Raw genomic sequence first — 22,006 nt, 5'->3', positions numbered from 1 at the left:
ATGTAATGAAATAGTAATATAGTCTCAAAAAAAAAAAACAACCAACCTATTTGACTTGGCTGGTCTTTATACACAATACATATTATTTTAATTTAATGTTGAATTTTATATCCGTTTCTTTTCCACTTCCATCATTTTGTAGCATTTTGAGAATAAGTGTAGCATTCTTTGCATCTTTTTTGATTGCAGGTAATTTTATACTTCCTTCTATTTCATCATCTTCCTTAATATCATTGAACCATACTTGGTCAAATGCATGTAGTACTTTATTTACTATATCTTTTTGGTCATATATTGTATTATTAACTATTATTTTTGTTTTTCCTTGTTCTATTACTATATTTTTTTCTCCTATATTCTTTACTTTTAAATATATTCTTGTTTCATTTGCATCTATGGATATATCGTTCACTGTAATCAATACATCATCTACTAGTTTTTTCAATGGCAGTGTTTGATAATCATCATTAGGGACTTGTGCCATCTGCTCTTCATGTTCAGTTTTCTTTTTACTTTGAATTTGTATAGTTTTACTATTTTTATCCCATTCAAGAGTTGCTCCTAAATTCTCTACAATAAACCATGCTGGTAGATATACTTTATTTTCATATAAAAGGACTTTATCAGCTTTAGGCAATTCTTTTTTTTCTCCATTAAATTCAAAGGATATATTTTCTTCAATCCAAACATTAATAGGCCCAGCTGTAGCTGCATAACAAAGAGTTCCCACTCCCAGTATTCCTCCAATGATAACCCCTGCTATAAAATGTTTATATTTATGTAATAAGTTACTCAAATAATCCCTCCTCATAAAATAATTTTTTATTAAATTCATATTTATTATATCATTCATATATAAATCTTTCAATTTTTTTCATAAAGGTGTATAAAAACAAAGAGCCCTTCATATGAAAGGCTCTTTATCTTTTGAATATTATTACTTAATAGTTACTGTTTTTGTAGCTCCGTCCCACTCAACTTGTGCTCCTGTAGCGTTAGCCATAGCTCTTACTGGAAGCATTACTCTTCCATCTTTGTTTACAGCTACAGTATCCATAGGAACTTCTACACCATTTACAGTGTATTTTGCTTCTCCAACTTTTACTTTGATTACTCTATCACCTTTAAATACAGTTGCAGAAGTATCTGCTTGGTTCCACATAATGTTTTGATCTTCTACTCCTAGAGCATTTAATAAAGCTCTTAATGGAAGCATTGTTCTACCATTTGCATCAATATATGGAGCAGCATCAACTGTTACTACCTCTTCTCCAACTTGGATTTCACTGTTTCCAACTTGCATTTTTACTTCTACACCAGATTTAGTGTTTGTATCAGCAGGAGTAATTACTCTTGCAAACACTTCAGATGCACATTTGTTTTTATCAAATCCGTATGGATTATCGTCATCTCCACTATCATTAGCTGCAATTGCATCCCCTTGAATATCTACTTTGAAGTCTCCTTCTGGAAGATATCTCTTAAGGTCTACTGTTCCACCCTTAATAGTGATTTCTGATGCTTCAGAACTTTCACCTTCAATTTTGAAAGATAATTCTCTATCATCAGTTTCAACTGAATCTTTATCGATTTCTAAGTCACCTTTTGTTACTTCTACTGTTGGATCATCATCCCAGTCAAAGTCTTCTGCTAATTCAACTACAACTGTTTTACCATCTTTTAAAGCTTCTGCTTTTGTTTCTGTAAGAACGATTGTTCCTAACTTTTGGTCTTGGTATCCAAGCTTAACATCTACTGGTTCAGTTTTCACTGTAACAGGTGCTAATGCTTTACCTAAAACTACTTCGCCTTCTTTTGGAACTGCTCTACCTGATACTTTTGCAACGATATCTCCTGTTGCATCCGCTTTGATAGAAACTTCAAATGTTAAATCTAATTCAGCTTTTTTATCTCCTGATAACTTAAAGTTATCTCCGCTGAATTCTACAAAGTTAAAGTCTTCATCATCAATATTTTTTAATAAATTATCTCTTAATGTAGATTTAGTGATTCCACTTTTGAATCCTTCAGCTTTGTCTACAGTAATATCGATAATTTTTACCCATTCTGGGAATTCAATTCTTGTTTTTCTTTGAGTTAACCATGCACCTGATGCATTTTCTTCTAATTGTAATGTTACTAACTCATGGTCATCACTGTCATAGTCATTACCAGTAGTAGCATTTTCAGCAGTATACTTATCATTTTTATCTTTAGTAGTGTTTACAAATCTACCAGCGATTAGTTCAACCATATCGTCATCTTTATCTGCTTCGATTTTTAAACCATAATCTTGGTATTCACCAATTACGATTGTTTCCGTAGATACGTTATCACCACTAACTTTTACTTTTACTTCACCAAAATCTGCATCACTTTCAGGAATCACTCTTAATCCTTCGATGTAGATTTTACCTCTTTCTTCGCTAGAATCAAGTTTGTTAGCTGCTACTGTAATATCTAAGTAGTTATCAGCACTTGATCTTACTGTCATCTTTGATGTAAGAGTACCAGTAAATCCACCGCTTAATGTAACTTTTGCATCACTTGGGATTTCCCATTTAAAATCAGAAGGTAATCTTAATTCGATTGTTTGTTCTTCATCATCAGCCATAGCACCAATGCTTGTTTCTTCGATTTTAATTGTTTCGATTACTGCACCTTCATCAATGATATCTGTAGTATCGTTGATTGTTGTGATAGTATCTCCATCTGCAGCATTAGCAATTGTATATTTACCATTGCTTACTCCAGAGCTTTCTCCATCGATTTCAACTTCTACTGCTCCGTTTGTATCAACATCTACGATCATTGGAAGTTTAACAGATAATTTCTTATCATTAAACCCGAATCTGTTGAATGTTACTTCTACTTCTTTATCAGAACGTTTTTTCATTTCGAAGTATGGCCAGTCTGTTCCTTTTGTAACTCCAGAAAGCTCTCTACCATCTCCATCTTGTGCATAAACAACTTGACTTACGCTAGATTCCCAGTCAGCATTGCTAACTGTTAATGTGAATGATCTTCCATCTTTAAATTCATTTGCATTTTCTTCTTCAATTCTTAATTCTGGTGCATCAGATTTTTTAAATACTTTTGTATCTGATACTTTTTGTACAGCTACAACACCATTGCTTGATGCTGCAAAAGCACTCATTGGTACTAATGTTAATACCATTGCTAGTACCAATAATAAAGAAATTCTTTTCTTCATTATAAAGTTCCTCCTTTTAATATTGTTTTTTTGATTTTAAGGATCTTTGACTTTTGTCATTACCCTTTGAAATCACACTATTCACTAATGGGATTTCAAAGGATAACCACCCAGAATACATTACTGATTATACCAATGTTTTCTTATACAGTCAACATATTCTAGTTTTCTGTAATATAAGTGTAACAAATATGTATTTTTCATATATATTTAATTATTTCTTATATAGGAATAATTTACTAACACTTATCCTAAAACCATTATATAAAAAACAAGAAGAAAATACCATTACAGGAATATTACAAAACATTACGAGTATTTTACAAAAAAAAAAAAATAAAACAAGAGCATTTCGACTCTTGTTTTATTTTAAATCATTTGATTATTTAACTGTAACTGTTCTTGTAGCTCCATCCCACTCAACTTCTGCACCTAGTGCTTGTGCGATGAATCTGATTGGTAACATTGTTCTACCATCTTTGATTACTGCTACCGTATCCATTGGTACAACAACACCATTTACAAATAATTTGTTGCTTCCGATTTCTACTTGAGCGATTCTATCACCTTTGAAGATTGTTACTGTTCTTGTAGCTCCATCCCAGATAATGTTTTCACTAGTTACGCCCATAGCTTCTGCTGTAAATCTTAGTGATAACATTGTTCTTCCATCTGCAATGTACGGAGCAACGTCAGCAGTTTTTACTTCTTCTCCTACTTTGTATTCAGATTGTCCGATTACGAATTTTACTTCTGCACCAGCTTTAGTGTTATCATCAGCTGGAGTGATTACTCTTGCGAATACATCAGATGCACATTTGTTTTTATCAAAACCATATGCTCCATCATCTGGATCATTGTTTTGTACGATTGCACTACCTTGAACATCTACGTTGAAGTCACCTTCAGGTAAAGTTCTATCTAAGTCAACTGTTCCACCAGTAATAGTGATTTCTGATGCTTCAGAACTTTCACCTTTTATTTTGAAAGTTAAATATCTACCATCTGTATCGATTGAATCTTCATTAATTTCTAAGTCACCTTTTGTTACTTTTACTGTTGGCGCATCATCCCACTCAAAATCTGATGCTAATTCAATTTCAACAACTTTGTTATCTTTTAATGCTTCTGCTTTTGTTTCTGTTAATATGATTGTACCTAATTCTTGATCTTGGTAGCCAAGTTTTACATCAACTGGTTTTGTTTCAAGTGTAACAGGTGCTAATGCTTTACCTAAAACTACTTTACCTTCGTTTGGTAATGATCTACCTGATACTTCTGCAACGATATCTCCTGTTGCATCACCTTTAACAGATACTTCAAATGTTAAGTGTAATTTAGCTTTTCCATTTAATTCGAAGTTAGATCCACTGAACTCTAAGAAGTTATAATCATCATCATCAATTGCACTTAATAATGCTGTTCTTATATCATCTTTTGTATTTACAAAACCATCAGCTTTGTCTACAGTGATGTCTACAATTTTAACCCATGTTGGGAATTCGATTCTTGTTTTTCTTTGTGTTAACCATGCACCTTTTGCATTTTCTTCTAATTGTAATGTCATTAATTCATGGTCTTCACTGTCGTAGTCTGTATCATCTGTAGCGTCAGCAACTGTTGTTGCATCAACATCTACAAATCTACCTGCGATTAATTCAGCCATATCATCATCGCTATCTGCTTTGATTGCTACACCATAATCTTGATATTCTCCAACTACAATTGTTGCTGTGCTTACATTATCACCAGTAACTTTTACTTTTACTTCACCAAAGTCTGCATCACTATCAGGAACTACTTTTAATCCTTTGATGTAGATTTTACCTCTTCCATTTGTAGAGTCAAGAGCATTTGCTGCTACTGTAATATCGATGTAGTTATCTGCACCTGCTCTTATAACTGGTGTAAGTGTACCACTAAATCCACCACTTAATTCAACAGAAGCTCCTGCTGGGATCTCCCATTTGAAATCAGAAGGTAATCTTAATTCGATTTTTTGTGCTTCATCATCAGCCATAGCACCCATGCTTGTTTCTTCAAGCTTGATTGTTTCGATTACTGCACCTTCATCAATAATGTCTGTAGTATCATTAATTGTTGTGATTGTGTCTCCATCTGCAGCATTTGCAACTACATATTTACCACTGCTTACTCCAGAGCTTTCTCCATCAACTTCAACTTCTACTACTCCTTCTTGATCAACATCAATAGTCATTGGAAGTTTAACAGATAATTTTGTATTCGTAACACCTTCTCTGTGGAAAGTTACTTCTACTTCTTTATTTGAACGTTTTACCATTTCGAAGTATGGTCCACTTGTAGGAGTTCCTACAACAGCACCATCTCCATCTTGTGCATAAACAGTTTGACTTACACTATCTTCCCAATCTCCATTACTAACTGTCAATGTGAATGAACTTCCATCTTTAAATTCGTTTACGTTTTCTTCTTCAATTCTTAATTCTGGTGCATCAGAATTCGTAAATACTTTTGAATCTGATACTTTTGGTACAGCTACAACACCATTGCTTGATGCTGCGAACGCACTCATTGGTACTAATGTTAACATTAATGCTAGTACCAACAATAATGAAATTTTTCTTTTCATTAAAAAACTCCTCCTTTTATTTTTTTAGTTTGAATTTGTCGAAGCTTGTCACTTCTTGCTACATGATGATTATATAAATTCTATGGCTATAAATCAATGGCTTTAATGGTTCTGTAATATTAGTAAGTTTTTCCTGTAGTAAATTAGAGGGTTTCAAGGGGCTTTAGGGTATATGTTACAAGAATATTACATGCTTTGGTCATGAATAAAAGGATAACATATTGCTTTTTCTTTAGATGATAAGTTTTTTAAATCAGCAATATCTTGAATAAAAACAAAAAGAGGAGCTCAATGATTTTCATTGAGCTCCTCTTTTTATTTAATCACTTTTAGAATATTTACTTCTACTTCCAGCTTTTCTTTTTTTAGTAGACAAGCTAATCAACCTATTTATTCAATAAACCCTAGATCCTCTAGAATAATTTTTGTCATTTTTTTTCTTCCATTTACATTCATATGATCCGAATCAACAAATAACCCTATATCCTCTATAAATCTTTTATCATGAGAATAATCCCTATAATCTAATCCTTCATACTGATTTCGTATATCTTTAATTTCTTTATAAAACTCATCATAAAACTCATCAGGAAAGGAGTCGTTATAATATTTTAAAAACGGTAGAGTCACTAATACGGGCTTATAGTTATTTTCTATACAATAATTAATGATATTTTTTAATTCCCTCTTTGTTTCTGGTTTGTTTTCTTTCCCAGGATGAATAATATCCTTCATATGATGCATGGCTCTTTTTTTTCCTTCTTCCTTTATTCCCTCAGCATTAAACTTATTCCAAGTTATGATTTCCCACTCTTTTGGTTCATACTCTATATCTTCAAAAACTTTTCTAATGTTCCCCCCCTCTCCCAATAAGGGAAAAAGGCTTCTTGTTATATAATCCTTTAACTTTATATTTTTTATATATATAGGCTTTAAAAATCTATAATAACTTTTATTAAACTTCTCAAATTTTTCATCATGGTAAGATTGATAAAAAGAAAAGTATGATATGGGGATAATAATGGTAGCTCCTTGTCGTAGCTTAGGAGCATATTGTTTAAGAATCTTGTAGTCATAGTAAAACCCCTGAGCATACAAACCAAAATTAAACCCTGTTACATCAAAATCAGTATAGTCAAATCCATACATTCCATGAGAACTCCCTAGGTTAGCTACTTCTATATCTTCTGGAACATGATTGAATTTTTCAGTATAATCAAGGGATTTATAATAGTTTGTATTTATATATAAACTATTACAATAATATAATATAATTGCTCCAATGATTATAAACAGTATACTTTTTATAAAATTCTTCATATAAACACCTCTTAACAAACATAGTAAGATTGTCTCTAAAATTGGAAATATATAAACTGAATATCAACCTCACTACCGTATACGCCAAATAGTAATATGGCAAAAACAACAATGTAGTAAGCAGCCCACCTTAAGAAAATAGGACTATTATTCAAAAGATCATAAATCTCCCGATCCCGTCCTACAAACTGTACGATTTCCATAAGTGCAATAGCTCCTACTGCAATGAAAAACTCTATCTTTTCAAGTCCTAAAATAGACACATAAGCACTTAAGGTTTGTATACTTTGAATCTCTAATACCCCTTCAAATAAATGGGTTACGATATATATAGCATCCTTAAGGTTATTCGCTCTAAAAAATATCCAAGCAAAGCAAACTAATAGAAATGTAATGATTATATTGAGCAACCTATGAAGTATAGGAAACTGATCTAGTTTAATCCCTCTAACAAATGTACTTCTAATGTTTCTAGTACTAATTGATACCATTTGATAGAATCCATGTATACATCCCCATAGAATAAATGTCCAATTGGCTCCATGCCACAACCCACTAATCAAAAAAGTTAAGCTTAAGTTAAAATACCATCTAGGTTTACTCGTCTTACTCCCCCCTAGTGGTATATATAGATAATCCTTAAACCAAGTTGATAAGGATATATGCCACCTTCTCCAAAAATCTGGTATTGATGTAGCCCCATAGGGTCTATTAAAATTTTTCATCAAATCAAAGCCCAATATCCTAGCAAGACCTATGGCAATATCTGAGTAACCTGAAAAATCACAATAAATTTGAAAAGTAAAAAAAACGGTGGCTACAATAAGCTGTATACCTGTATATTCTGTAACATTATTATATACTTGATTGACTAATATGGCTACTCTATCAGCAATCACTACCTTTTTAAAGAATCCCCACCCCATCTGTACAAGTCCATTAGCAAACCGATCATAGTCAAATCTATACTTCTCATAAAATTGTGGTAGTAATTTATCAGACCTCTCAATAGGACCTGCAACCAACTGTGGAAAAAAAGATACATAAAGTGCAAAGATCCCTAAATGTTTTTCAGGCTTGATCTTTCCTTTATACACATCTATAGAATAACTAAGGGTTTGAAAAGTATAAAAGGATATCCCTACTGGTAAAAGTAATTTGAAATCTGGTATTCCATAAACTAAATGAAAATATCTAAAGATTTGCCCTATTGATTCATTAAAAAAGTTGAAATATTTAAAGGTAAATAGTAATCCTAAATTTGAGACTAAGCTAAGAAGAAGATATTTTTTTCTTTTTTTCTTTTCTTTTGTTCTTCCCATCATCATTCCAGCAAAATAATCAATGATAGTAGATATGATAATTAAAACAATGTATTTAGGATTCCAGCACATGTAAAAATAATAACTAGCTCCAAGAAGAAAAATCCATCTTGCTCTATAGGGAATAATGAAATATAGAGTTATAACAATAGGAAAAAACACTAAAAATCCGAATGAGTTAAAAAGCACGCGGTCACCACCTCAGGTTTAGTAATTATTATACTTAAATATATAATTTATATCTCATAACGTTCATTACAAATCTCATTCATACTTATGTAATTAAGCAATATAATATATTATTATAGCTTATATAGATGCATCTGTATTCAAACTATAGTTATTAAAATAAAACCATTTTTAATAATACTAGATAAAAAATTATAATGCCGAGCATAAGCTCGGCATTACTAGTATATCCATATTATTTTCTATTTTCAAGAGAAGCTTTTACAAAATCTCTAAATAATGGATGGGGTCTTGTAGGTCTTGATTTAAACTCTGGATGGAATTGGCCTGCTACAAACCATGGGTGATCCTTTAATTCTACTATTTCTACTAATCTTTCATCTGGTGATATTCCACTGATCACTAGTCCTGCCTTTGTTAATTCGTCTCTAAACTGATTATTAAACTCATATCTATGTCTATGTCTTTCATAGATTAAATCTTCCCCATAAGCTTTTTCTGCAAGGGTTCCATCATAAACCTTACATGGGTAAACCCCTAGTCTCATAGTTCCTCCCATATCCTCTATATCTTTTTGTTCTGGCATAAGGTCGATTACAGGATGGGTTGTTTCAGGATCTAACTCAGAACTATGAGCATCTTTTAGTCCTAAAACATTTCTTGCAAATTCTACTACAACAAGCTGCATTCCTAGACAAATCCCTAGTAGCGGTATTTTGTTTTGTCTTGCATAAGAAATAGCTTCTATTTTCCCTTCAACACCTCTGTCACCAAAACCTCCTGGTACTAAAATACCATCTACATCCTTTAATCTTTCAGAAGCATTTTCTTTTGTCACTTCTTCAGATTGCACCCAATCAATTTCTACCTTGGCATCATTAAAAATTCCCGCATGCTTTAAGCTTTCAGCTACAGAAAGGTAGGCATCATGAAGCTCTACATATTTTCCAACTAATGCAATTTTTACTGTATTCTTTAGATTCTTTTCTTTTTCCACCATTGTTTTCCATTCTGTTAAATCAGGAGTACTACAGTTTAATGAAAGTCTCTCACAGGTAATCTCAGCTAATCCTTCTTTCTCTAACATTAATGGTACTTCATATATTGTTTCAACATCCATATTTTGAATAACATGCCCTCTATCTACATTACAGAAAAGACTGATTTTATCCTTTACCTCTTCTGACATAGGTATTTCTGCACGACATACAATGGCATCTGGCTGAATACCGATTTCTCTTAATTCCCTTACACTATGTTGTGTAGGCTTTGTTTTTACTTCTCCAGCCTTTCCTAAGTATGGAAGAAGGGTTAAGTGAATATACATAACATTTTCTTTCCCAATATCATATTTAATCTGTCTGATGGCTTCTAGAAATGGTTGACTTTCAATATCCCCAACAGTTCCTCCTATTTCTGTAATCACCACATCCGCATTAGTCTGCTTTCCTGCTCTTAATACTCTAGCCTTTATTTCATTTGTAATGTGAGGAATAACCTGAACAGTTCCTCCTAGGTATTCTCCTTTTCTTTCCTTTGTAATGACAGACCAATAAATTTTGCCAGTTGTTACGTTGCTATATTTTCCAAGGTTAATATCTATAAATCTCTCATAATGCCCAAGGTCTAAGTCTGTTTCTGCACCATCCTCTGTAACAAATACTTCCCCATGCTGATAGGGGCTCATCGTTCCTGGGTCAATATTAATATAAGGGTCAAATTTTTGAATGGTAACCTTCAATCCTCTTGCTTTTAACAATTGTCCTAATGATGCAGCCGTTATTCCCTTTCCTAAGGATGATACAACACCACCCGTTACAAAGATATACTTTGTCATGTATAAGTACTCCTTTCATCTTTTGATTTTTATCTTATTCTCTATTTAATTTTTAGTTCATAGTACATACATAAACTTATTGTTGTTAGATTTATATTTACAAGCACATATCTATAATCACCTTTTCAATATAAGTTTTAATATGTCCCATTGGATAATAAAAAATAATATTCTTCAAAAAAGAGAGAGGCCACCCCCTACGGGTGACCTACCTGTGTCCGCATTCTATATTATGGCAGGGCACCCATTGTAGGGTGCTCGACTTTTTCTTTTTATAATAACTTGGATATTATATCTCATTCCTTTATGGACGTCAATAAAATTTTAGGATTTTTATGCTAGAAAACTGAACTGACTGGCACCATGTCTCTATAATTTTTCCATATTTTTATATTATTTACTTATTCTTTTAATATTTCTATGGCTTTTTCTAATTGTAAATCTTTTAATTTGCCACTAGATAGATCTTGCATTCTTTCATTGATTTTATCCCTTGTTTTTAAATCCAGCACACCTGTTTCTTCTAAACCATTTATTTTTTGAAAATCTTTAAGGGCATTTAATGTAACTCCATCTAAAATACTTGTAGCTTCTACTTTTTCATACCCTAAAAGCTTCAACCTTTGCTGTGCACCATATACATTCAACCCTCTTTCACCTAAAGAAAATTTTTTATCTTCTATCATTGACACAAAGCATCCTATTACTTCTTTGCTAACCACTAAATTATTCTTCACAAGAACATCAGGCTGAATACCTATACCATTGATACTTCTCTCATTAGGTGTAAGATATTCTGCAATGGTAAGCTTGATTCCTCCACCATTAGTAATAGGTGTTGTTTGTTGTACCGTTCCTTTTCCATAGGTTTTCGTACCCACAATGATTCCTGACTTTGTATCTTGTATAGCTCCTGCAACAATTTCTGATGCGCTAGCAGTAAGTCTATTGACGAGTACAACTAATGGAATATTGATTTTTTCTTTTTCTGCGTAAAGGGTTTTTCTTTTTTTATTTTTATAGTTGATATGTACAACAGGACCTTTAGGAATAAATTCATCTGCTACCTTTACCCCTTCCTGTAGCAACCCTCCTAAATTTCCCCTTAAGTCTAGTATGATGCCTTTTATATTTTTTGCTTTCAGCTCCTCTAAACTTTTTTTTACATTTTCACTAGCATTTTGATTAAATTCATCAATACGAATATACCCTATATGATCATCTATTACTTTAAATTGCACTGGATTGATTTTAATGATTTCTCTTTGAACATAAAAATATTGAATACTCTCTTGTCCTTTTCTTTTGATCCCTAGCTTTACTTTTGTTCCTGGATGTCCTAGAAGTAAATCTATCCCCTCTTTAGAATTATATTTGCTTACTACTTCATCATTTATACTTTCAATAATATCTTCTTCTTTCAATCCAGCTCTTTTAGCAGGAGAATTTTCCATAAATCCTACAATAATAAGCTTTCCCGCCTTGACACTTATTGTTGCACCAATTCCTCCATAAGCACCTATGCTATCTATTTGAAATTGATTATATTCATCTTTTTCAAAATAGTTGCTATGTGGATCTAAGACTTTAAATACTCCTTTGTAAGCTCCTTCCATAAGTTCCTCTTCTGTTACTTTTCCATCATAGTTTTTTTCAATATATTGGATAATCCCTTTTAAATATGCTAATCTTTCATCTAAATTGTTAAATTTCTTAAAATCCTCATTAGCATAGGTAATGCTTGTTAATGTTAAAGTTAATGTCAGTACACAAATGAATATACAATGTACTTTTTTACGAAAATTAACCATTTCATTCACCCCTTTTTTAGTATATACACCAAAATCATTATAGACCAGAAAAATACATTTTTATCTGGCCTATCCCTTATACTTATTTTATTTTTTTAATTAAAGTTAATAATATTTTCCCTATAATCTCTTTGTAAATCCTTTTGTAAAAATTCTAAGAATCTTACAAGCATTTCTGAACTTTCTGCTCTTGTAATATTTTTATTTGGATTAATTCGATTATAGTTATCTCCATGGATTAAACCAATTTCTTTTGCCATATAGATACTATCCTTTGCCCAATTAGGGATTTTATTATCATCTGTAAAAGAAGTATAAAATCCTGGTGTTGGGGCTTTACTTTCAAATCCTAAGGCTTTTATTAAAATCGTTATGGCTTGAGCTTTTGTCAAAGGCTTATCTGGTTTAAACAAATCTTTAGTAACCCCTGATATGATTTTTTTCTCTATTGCATCCTTTATGTATTTGTAATCTGGATCATTTACAGGTACATCTTTGAATGGTGATACTTCTTTGGGTTGTTTTCCTCTTCTTCTACTAGGTTTTTTCATATCTTCTAAAGAAGGCCTAATATTACATACTCTCATAACACCTTTTGTGAATTCCCCTCGAGTAAAGGGAACATCTGGTGTGAAAAACACGGAATTTTCATCAAATACATCCAGTGAATATAGCTTTTTAATATATTCTTCTGCCCAGTGACCACCAATATCTTTAAATTTTGGTATAATCAATCTTTCAACTTTTGGTACCATCTTTTTTCTTAACTCTATAGCATACCTTTCTCTTCTTCTATCATTGATTTCTCTATCATCAACTCTAGGAAGATTGTAGTCATATCTAGATACCATTTCTTGATTGGTAACTCTCACATGCCCTCCATAAAAGCTTGAAAAAGTTGCTTCATTATCTGAATACTTCAATGTCTTAGTAAGGCTATCTGATACCTGTACCTTTACGGTTCCATGCCAAGAATTTTCATTGGTTTTTCCATCTTTCTCTTCAGTTTGTCTATTAGAGGTAATGGTATAATCTAGAATTTCTGTCTCTGTACTTCCCCAAAAGTTTTTATATCCTACATTCCCTCCACTAATATCAACAATAACTTCTCCTTCATCTTTATTGATTTTATAATATTTTCTTGCCTTTAAATTTCCAGAGTAAAAGTCAGAAGCAGGACGATTGTCTATAACGTCTGATTTTGAAAGTTCATACCCTCCATCTTTCACTAGCTCATATTTATCTTTTCCCAATTTTATGGTTTCTTTATATTTATCTAGAGTTGTATTTCCGATGGTTTGTCCTTTATCATTTCTTTTATCCAAAGTCGTAATAAGAGTTATAGTTCGATCTAATTTGCCTTTAAGAGACTTATCCTCCGATATTAATTTATAACTATAAGAAACACTCTTTTCTTCAGCTTTTTCCTTTTCTTTCACCGTAAGAGTCCCTACAAACTTAATAGGCTCCCCTGTAATAAAAACTATTTCTTCGTATTCATACTCATTATTTACTCCACCAGAAAATCCAGGGGGTGTAGCCCATGCTGTGATAGGAGTGAGTAATAATATAAAAATAAATACACTTACAATCAACCGTTTCAAAAAATCTCCCCCTTCAAGGTATCTTTCTCTACTATTTTACAACAACAACTTTTCCATAAAAATCATCCCTTACAATATACAATCTATTTCCTGGTTGTAGTTCATATGGCTCTATGATTTTACCGTTTCTTACAATCATTGCTTTTGATAAATTCATTCGAGTCGTTGTATTTTTTGCCATCCATTTATCATGTCTGTAGCTATAGTCTTTTGTATCTCTTAAGTAAACAGTCCATCCAACTAAGCTATCATCTTCAGTTTTTTCTACAACACCATTTGTAACTCTCTGTCTCCTTAATGAATCAAGATCTTTCTGAACCATGATACTAGAGATTCTATCTCCATCTGTATAGATATATCCATACCAATCTTTAAGATGATTGTTTCTAATACGCTCATCATCATCTGTATCTTCATCCACTGCATAATCTCCCGCAAAGAATTCTTTTGGTGAAATATATTTTTTATTTTCTACATCAAAAATAACTGTATCATTATCATAGAATAATTCTTTTTCATCATCCTCATCTCTTGTTCTAAAAGATTCCCAATCATTACGATCTAAAAGGTAAAAATCTTTCAAATAAACTGCATTCTCAAATATTCTGCTGAGTCTTCCTGCATATATATAATTTTGACCAATATTTGAGTTATTAAGGTCTTCATTGTAAACATTAATCACATCTGCATAAAGGTTATTTCCCCTTCCATCTGCTACAATAAATGCATCTGATTCAGGAAGGATAGACTCTTTGTCTACCAATCTTCCATTTTTTATAACCATGGTTCCTTCAGAGAAACTAATGTTTTTATGATTTGCTAACTCAAAGGTATCTGAATACCAGTTAATTCTTTCTATCTTATTTGAATAAGTTCTTTCGTACTGACTTTTTACAACCATTTTTTCTATTTTGTCCGTTCCAAAGAAGTCTTTCATAGCCATATAGACAGTTTTTCCTCTATAATATTTTAAATTCTTGTAAGGAATCTTTTGACCACCTACATATAAAGGTAAATCTGATGAAAAGGGAATGGCTATACTATTTTTGTTTTCATTCCATCTACCATTTCTAAATACCTCTATCTGATCAAGAACGATTTCATCTTCTAATTGGTCTGCTCTAGCAAGTTTTCCACGATACAAATCCTTTATTAAAATAGAATTTCCTTCAATACTCATTCTGCTAATCATTGTTGCATCTACTTCGTCAAAATAAAGTTTTACTCGATCTCCCTCGTAAAGGGTAGAAAGGAGTACATTTTCCCCTTTCTTTAAGCAAATAGTAGCAGGAGAAGTAAAGTAAGTCTCTTCTTTTCCTATAAGTGTTTTAATCATGATTTGATCTCTATCGATTTTTTTTACAATCCCACTTCGAACCTTTCCTCCTAGCGGAATATATCCTAGGTTTTCTGTTGAATAGCTCTCAAGATATTTCAGTCTTCTTCCTCGAAGTTCTCCATACACTTCCATCCCTGTTTTAAAATCATGGAGTCCTACCGTTTTTCCATCAATCTGAAACTTTACCTTTCTATCTAAATTTAAAAGATGCACCGTCCCATCATATTCTTCAATCTGTATTTGATTTTCTAAAACCTTTTTTACATATCCTTCAATCATGCCATCTCGATAAGGACCATTTACATCTGCATAGGAAATTACTGAAGTTAGTAATAATATACAAACAAGTATCCAAATTTTTTTCATCCTACTTACCTCCTACTTCCAAGTACTGCAAATTTTCCGGTCTTGTCAGTAACTCCCATAATAGAGAAGCTTTCCCCACTACTATTTGCAATTGGTATCCATTTTTGATCATCCTCATCATAAACATTTAAGCTTATATGTTTTACTCTTCTCAGATCAGCCTTTTGTGTATCTATATCTAAGGCTATTTGCATATATGCTGGTAGATAAGACATTTCTGTATTCATTTGTCCCACATATACATAAGCTTTTAGTTCATATTGTTTCGAAAGAGCTGTTTGTCCTTTGATTCCCTTTTCTACATCCATACTTCTTTTATCTGGTTTGATTGAGAAACGAACTCCTGCATCTCTTTTGTTTTTATTTTCCCTTACATCTCCTGAATAGAAGTTTTTAGGATTAAATTTCACGCTAAAATCTTGACCCGTTACCATAACATCCTTTGCATCATAATTTGCTGCTACTGATGATGGGATGCTAATCATTACTTCTTTCGCTCCTGCTAAATCCCCTCTTGTTAAATCGATATTTAAAACTTTTTCAAAATCATCTTCTCCAATAATAATGTTTGCGCGATTTCCAATCTTTTCAATAGTTGTATTTTCACCTAATTCTCCATCTTCATCTTTTGGCCCAACTTTATCACCTGTTCTTACTTTGTTACTCTCTTTAGAATACTTAGAATCCCCATATTTTCCAAGTGCTGTTACAACAAATTTATATTTTGTATTTCTATCTAGATCTTGATAAATAAATGAAGTAAGCTCCGTGCTTCCTATAAATACCTTTTCATGATCATTGATGACTACATGAATTTCGTATTCTTGTGCATCTTCTACAGCTTTCCAATTCACCTTGATATATTGATCATACACAAGTTCTGCTGTAACTCCTGTAGGTACTAAAAGTTCAGGAAGTCCATATTTTATCCCTTCATAAACTTTTGTTGCTCCACTGTCAGGGTTAATAATCATAATTCCTAGGGTATCTAGTTTTCCTGCTGGTGTTTTTACTACAAGGGTTCCTTCATCAATGAATCTTACATCTGAACCATCCGTTCCTTCTAGCAAATTCCATTCTTCTCCGTTAATATATATTTTTTCTTTTCCTTCTTCATTTGACTTTTCTACAACAGGACTAAACACCACTCGTGCTCCTTGTACAAAACCAGAACCTTTAATTTTTATTTCTTGTCCTCCTTCAACAGAAATGCTATTGATGATACTTGATTCTGCTGGATCATTTGGATCTACTACTGTAACAATGGTAGGTGCACTTAAGTAAGTATATTCCCCACTTGGATCTGAAAGCTCTCCATCTGGATTTTCTACTTTTACTTCAAACTTTCCAGGCATATGAGGCGGCATTTTAATTGTTATCGTTTTATAGTCTATTACTGTTACATCTTCTGTTGGAACAATCATATCTCCAATGAGTACTGAAAGTCCTTCTCTAAAATCTTTACCCTTTATAGTTACAGTATTTCCACCACTTGCTGGTCCTTTATCTGGTTTAATTTCTTCAATAGAAGGTGACGTCTCTCCTTTTGTAAATTGAATATAAATAGGTGGTGTTAATTCATCTGATGCAGCGTTACCATAATCTTCATTACTTACAATCACTCTAAAAAGTTTTCCTACATTTTCTTCTCCTACAGCAGGCATTTCAAATGTCAATTTATTTGGCAACTGATAAGTAATCTTTCCTTGATTGATTGTAAGAATTTCTCCTATTTGAATAGTAGCATTTTCTCTAAAATCAGAACCTAAGACAGAGACCATGTTACCACCTTTATAAGTCATTCGTAAAATTTTCAGCTCTTTACCATCTATTGTTTCTAAAGAAGGATTTTTTCCATCCTTTGTGATATTGGTAATCTGAGGTTTACTATCTGGGTTTTTATATTCAAAATTACTACTTACTTCTCCACCATCTGGATTGATCACCGTTACAGGTACTTGCCCTACCGTATAATATGAAGGTGTGTGCACAATAAGTTGTCCTGAATTTACATATTCTACTTTTGGCGAATATCCTCTTTCTACAAATAATCTTCTATCTGAAATTTCAAATCGAATCCATTCATCTCCCCTTGTTGCATTTACATAAGAAAAAGACTGACCTTCACTATCTGTATAACTAAGAAGATTTACAGGAACATATACCGTCTTGTCTTCATACGGTAATGTCACTGAATAGTTTTGTTGATTTTCTATAATATTAACATTTAACGTATCATTTACACCATCGTAATTTACCGTAAGTCCGCCATCTAATCGAACCGTTGTTCTGCCATTATCAATTCTTCCCGAATTTTCTGTTTCTCTAGGAACATCCTTATTGCTAATAGTCCCAAATCTTACAAGCGTTTGAGCTATTGTTTTTATTTTATAGCTTCCTCCATCTTTATAATAAACATTGTTATCACTTTTATAAAAATCTTGTCCATGAATTTCTACACGATCTCCCCCTTGTTTTTTCCCTCCATCAGGAGAAATGCTAGTGATTTCAGGACTTGATCCTTCATAAGTATAAATTAGCTTATTAGAAATCCCTGAATCATTGTTTACCAAATACAAATCAACGGGTCCTGCTTTCCCATTAGGAGCAATGACTTTCATATAGCCATTGCCAAACTCAACAGCTTCTGCATGTTTTCCAGCAAAATATACTTTAGGTAAAACAGGAATTACCATATTTGCATAGTCATCTCCATATTGTGTCTTTAAATCATTAATTCTCTTGCCTGTAAAATCATCCCATTGACCATTGCCATTTAAATCTTGATACGTTTCATCATTATCCTTTTTTTGATTTCTGTTTTTATCTTCATATGGCTCATAGAATCTAAAGTCTTCTCCTGTTAGCTCTACATAATTTCCTCCTGAAGCTTTTCCTTTTGTCGGTGTAATTTTATTAATCTCAGGATGAGAAATAGGAACTACGTAAGTAAATCCATTTTCACGACTTGCACTTCCTCCATCAGGATTTACTACAACTACAGGTACTGATAATCTATCTGTCTTGTGTACTTCCTTAATATCTACATTTAGTTTAGGTACAACAATATCTAATGTAGTCCCATCAATTCCTACAGTTATATCATTGGGTGGTACCGGCATACCATAGATAGATACACTTGTTTTGTTTACTCCATTATCTACAAAACATTCTCTACCCTCTATTCGTTCTCCAGTTATTCTAATAATATATCCCCCGTCTACAGATCCTTCATTGGGCTCTATAGATAAAATATTTGGTCTACTAGATGGCTGTGTATAATAGTAAAAGCCCTGACTATCTGCCCTTGTGTCTTTCTTTGTATCTGGATTTTCTACAGTTACATCATAGTATCCATCTCCAGGAAGAATTGGCACTGTAAAATATAATTGGTTAAGGCCTACAACCTTTACTAAATCTCCAATAATAATATTATTTTCATCTTTCACAAAAGGTGTCATCATCTTTAGTTGCAATCCATCTAATGTAATGCCCGTTGAACTTACTGTAACATCATAAACACTACCGCCATCCTTTTCTGCTTTGATTTGTCCATTTGAAGCAGTAAAGGTATACCGTTTATCTACACCATTAGATAGCACAATTTCTCCATTAATATTTTTATCAATCGTATAATATCTTTCATCTGTATCTTCTAAAATCACGCTATGATAATATTCTGCTATACTTAACTGATTGTTAATGATTCTTAAAATATTTCCTGTTTTCTCCCAGCCTTCTTCATTTTGATTTTTTAACGGTGCTGCTGCATAAGGCTGTAATTCTATTTCTTTTTTATTATTCAAATTATATTTATTAATATCTTCTCCTTCTAAAAGAATTCTTGTTCCTATAAGCTTATAAAGATCATCCTTTGTAGCAGCAGGATCAGGCTTTAAAAAGTTATCCCCATCTACAACAACTAATGTACCTGTTTTTCCTGTTTTTGGAGAAAAACTAGTAATTTTAGGATCTGTATAGGTTTTTACATATTCAAATGGAAAAACATCAATACCACCTTCTGGATTCATTACTTGAAGCTGCGTTTTCCCTTCTCTTCCTGGTGGTGCCGTAAAGATGATTTTTTTTGCATCTCCTTGTAGCTGAATACCTTGTACTTCTTTTCCATCAATAAAAACTTTTGCACCATTTTGAAAGTTTGAACCTGTAATCGTTACTTCCTCTCCCCCTTTTACTGTCACAACCCTAGGATTTACATTTTCTATAACAGGCTTTTTCGTATCAGGAGGCGTTACAAATTCAATCCCATTGGGCTTGGAAGCAGAAAGTCCTTCTGAGTTCGTATTTCTAGCAGGATTGATAATCGTTACATTTACCTTTCCTACGTTATTAACTACTGTGTCTTTTGGAATTTTTACAAGAATTTTTGTTCCAAATTCATTGCCTTCACTTCCATCTAATTCTATTCCTTGATTATTAAAAACTTTTAAATACAAGTCAGGATTTCCTATTTCTGTTCCAGACCCTACAATAGTTTCAGCATTTTTATTTAATCGGATTTCATGATTTCCAAACATAATAATAGGATATCTAACAACTTTTTCGTTCTGTTCATTGATGTATTGATGAACAAAAAAATCTCTACCGTATATTGCAATCATACGATCTTCTTCATTTGATATAATATAATTTGACGGATTATTATTGTCTTTTTCTACTTGTATTTTTTCTGGAGTAACACTTATTACTTCTGGTTTTGGTGTACTAGAGATAAACTTATATCCTCCATATTTTCCACCTCTCCATACATATCGATCCTTAATCACAATATCATTTGGAAAACCAGTTAATTTTAAAATTGTTTCTGTTTCAATAATAACATCCTTTATAGGTGCAGACTCCACATCTGTAATAGGTTGTGTTTCTACAGCCAATCGATCTAATGTATCTGTAAAAGCATAATCATAGCTACTGCTATTTGGTATTTGTATAAATTTTGTAACCCCACCAATAATTACTTTCACTTTTCTTTTTGCGTACTCTACATTCGTTTGGTCTTTTCCATACTCTCCTACAGTGGGTACATTTACTACTTCTATTGTTCCATCTGGGTTATGAAGGGTAACATCCTTAGTATTTTCAGCATCTCCATTCTCATCTGTATCTCCATAAAAAATCTGCATACTCGTTTCCCCTGTTGCAGGCTCCATATTTACTTTTTTTTCTGTATTATTCGGTCTGAAATCTGGAATATTTAATGTACCAAAATACTTACCTGTTAATTCTACTTTCGAGCCTGTATCTGGTCCCTCTTCAGGGTCTACAGACTTTATCTGAATCTTTTGCTCTGCACTAATAACTGTAAACTTCTGATAATCAGGTGCTTTTCCTACTATATATTGCTTTGTCACTGCTGAATTCGGATCTTCTCCATCTGGTATTTTATTTGTGAATATTACATAATATTCTCCTTGCTCTAATCCATCTGGAACCTTTGTTATTAGCACCTGCTTTCCGTTTAATTCAACTGGTTCGTTCGTATCTTTTCCTTTATGTGCGTTATCAAAGTTATCTGTAAGATTCTTAAGAAAAAATACATCGAATTTATCTAATCCATGAGATGCAATAAATTCAACTTCATCTCCTGGCATCCCTCTATTTGGATTCATAATCAAATCATCACTAATATTCATTTCTTGAACCAATGTAAACTGCTTTGGAAATAGCTTTTGTATCCGAACTGGAATATTATGAGCTGTATCGTTAAATTTTTTCTCTATAACGATGTTTTTCACCCCTGCATCTCCAGTCATTTGATCAGGTGAAATTTCCACCGTTTGGATAGTTCCTGGTGTAAAGTTAGCTGTTCCAAAATCTAAATCTTTATTTCCTCCATCATCATAATAAAATACTTTATAGGTTCTATATACACTATCTGCTACTGTGTGATCTTGATGATCTTGCTGAATTAAATCTAAGCTTGTTCCCTTTAATATAAGCTTATCTTTCCCTTGATAAATTCTTCTTGTTGCATCTGATATGGTTGGTAAGCTATCTTTATTAATATCAATATACTTTCCTGCAATGTAAATAGATTGTGGGATAGCTCCACCATTTCCAACTTCAAACTGTTGCAAACCATCTTCATCCATTAATTTATTCATCACAGGCTGATAAGCTGTTCCTGGATAAGATACAGCAATACTCTCACCCTTTAAATTTTGCCCTTTAATCGTTACTCTCGTTTGTTTTACCGTGTAAGCACGATCCATATAAGTTTGATAAACCTCAATACTATTCACCGTTGGCGTACCTTCTGCAAAAACTTGAAGGGTCATATGAGGAATAGATAAAAATATCATCATCATACTCAAAATCCATGCTATCCCCTTTTTGAATATTTTATTCATCCATTTGCACCACCTTTTAACC

Annotated in this window: 10 protein-coding genes; all 10 read right to left on the bottom strand. The window is 32.5% G+C overall.

Going from position 1 to position 22,006, the window contains the following annotated elements; all coding sequences use genetic code 11:
* Positions 1-82: 82 nt before the first annotated feature.
* The 10 genes from K7H06_RS00115 to K7H06_RS00070 all read right to left on the bottom strand — a co-directional run bounded on the left by K7H06_RS00115 (position 83) and on the right by K7H06_RS00070 (position 21,984).
* Positions 83-796 carry a stalk domain-containing protein gene (locus K7H06_RS00115; RefSeq protein ID WP_223037996.1) on the bottom strand — a complete coding sequence of 238 codons (714 nt, stop codon included), beginning with the start codon at positions 794-796 and terminating at the stop codon, positions 83-85.
* A gap of 141 nt (positions 797-937) precedes the next feature.
* Positions 938-3,214 carry a stalk domain-containing protein gene (locus K7H06_RS00110; RefSeq protein WP_223037995.1) on the bottom strand — a complete coding sequence of 759 codons (2,277 nt, stop codon included), beginning with the start codon at positions 3,212-3,214 and terminating at the stop codon, positions 938-940.
* Positions 3,215-3,596: 382 nt separating this feature from the next.
* Positions 3,597-5,825 carry a copper amine oxidase N-terminal domain-containing protein gene (locus tag K7H06_RS00105; protein ID WP_223037994.1) on the bottom strand — a complete coding sequence of 743 codons (2,229 nt, stop codon included), beginning with the start codon at positions 5,823-5,825 and terminating at the stop codon, positions 3,597-3,599.
* Between the two features lie 390 nt (positions 5,826-6,215).
* Complete coding sequence (locus K7H06_RS00100; protein WP_223037993.1) at positions 6,216-7,145, bottom strand: hypothetical protein; 930 nt, start codon at positions 7,143-7,145, stop codon at positions 6,216-6,218.
* A 35-nt stretch (positions 7,146-7,180) separates the two neighbouring features.
* Positions 7,181-8,656 (bottom strand): MBOAT family O-acyltransferase, encoded by a 1,476-nt coding sequence (locus K7H06_RS00095; RefSeq protein WP_223037992.1) that lies wholly within the window; start codon positions 8,654-8,656, stop codon positions 7,181-7,183.
* A gap of 235 nt (positions 8,657-8,891) precedes the next feature.
* Complete coding sequence (gene pyrG / locus K7H06_RS00090; protein WP_223037991.1) at positions 8,892-10,493, bottom strand: CTP synthase; 1,602 nt, start codon at positions 10,491-10,493, stop codon at positions 8,892-8,894.
* A 401-nt stretch (positions 10,494-10,894) separates the two neighbouring features.
* Positions 10,895-12,304 (bottom strand): S41 family peptidase, encoded by a 1,410-nt coding sequence (locus K7H06_RS00085; RefSeq protein WP_223037990.1) that lies wholly within the window; start codon positions 12,302-12,304, stop codon positions 10,895-10,897.
* A gap of 95 nt (positions 12,305-12,399) precedes the next feature.
* The gene (locus K7H06_RS00080) at positions 12,400-13,908 is read right to left on the bottom strand and encodes an S-layer homology domain-containing protein (RefSeq protein WP_223037989.1); all 1,509 of its coding nucleotides are present in this window, start codon (positions 13,906-13,908) and stop codon (positions 12,400-12,402) included.
* A 31-nt stretch (positions 13,909-13,939) separates the two neighbouring features.
* Entirely contained in the window at positions 13,940-15,613 is a 1,674-nt protein-coding gene (locus tag K7H06_RS00075) for a hypothetical protein (RefSeq protein ID WP_223037988.1), read from the bottom strand.
* 5 nt (positions 15,614-15,618) lie between these two features.
* Positions 15,619-21,984, bottom strand: coding sequence for an IPT/TIG domain-containing protein (locus K7H06_RS00070; protein ID WP_223037987.1), 6,366 nt, complete (start codon positions 21,982-21,984; stop codon positions 15,619-15,621).
* Between the last annotated feature and the right edge of the window lie 22 nt (positions 21,985-22,006).

It is taken from the genome of Crassaminicella profunda, from assembly GCF_019884785.1.
Classification (GTDB): Bacteria; Bacillota; Clostridia; order Peptostreptococcales; family Thermotaleaceae; genus Crassaminicella; species Crassaminicella profunda.
This window is presented reverse-complemented; position numbering and strand designations above follow the sequence as displayed.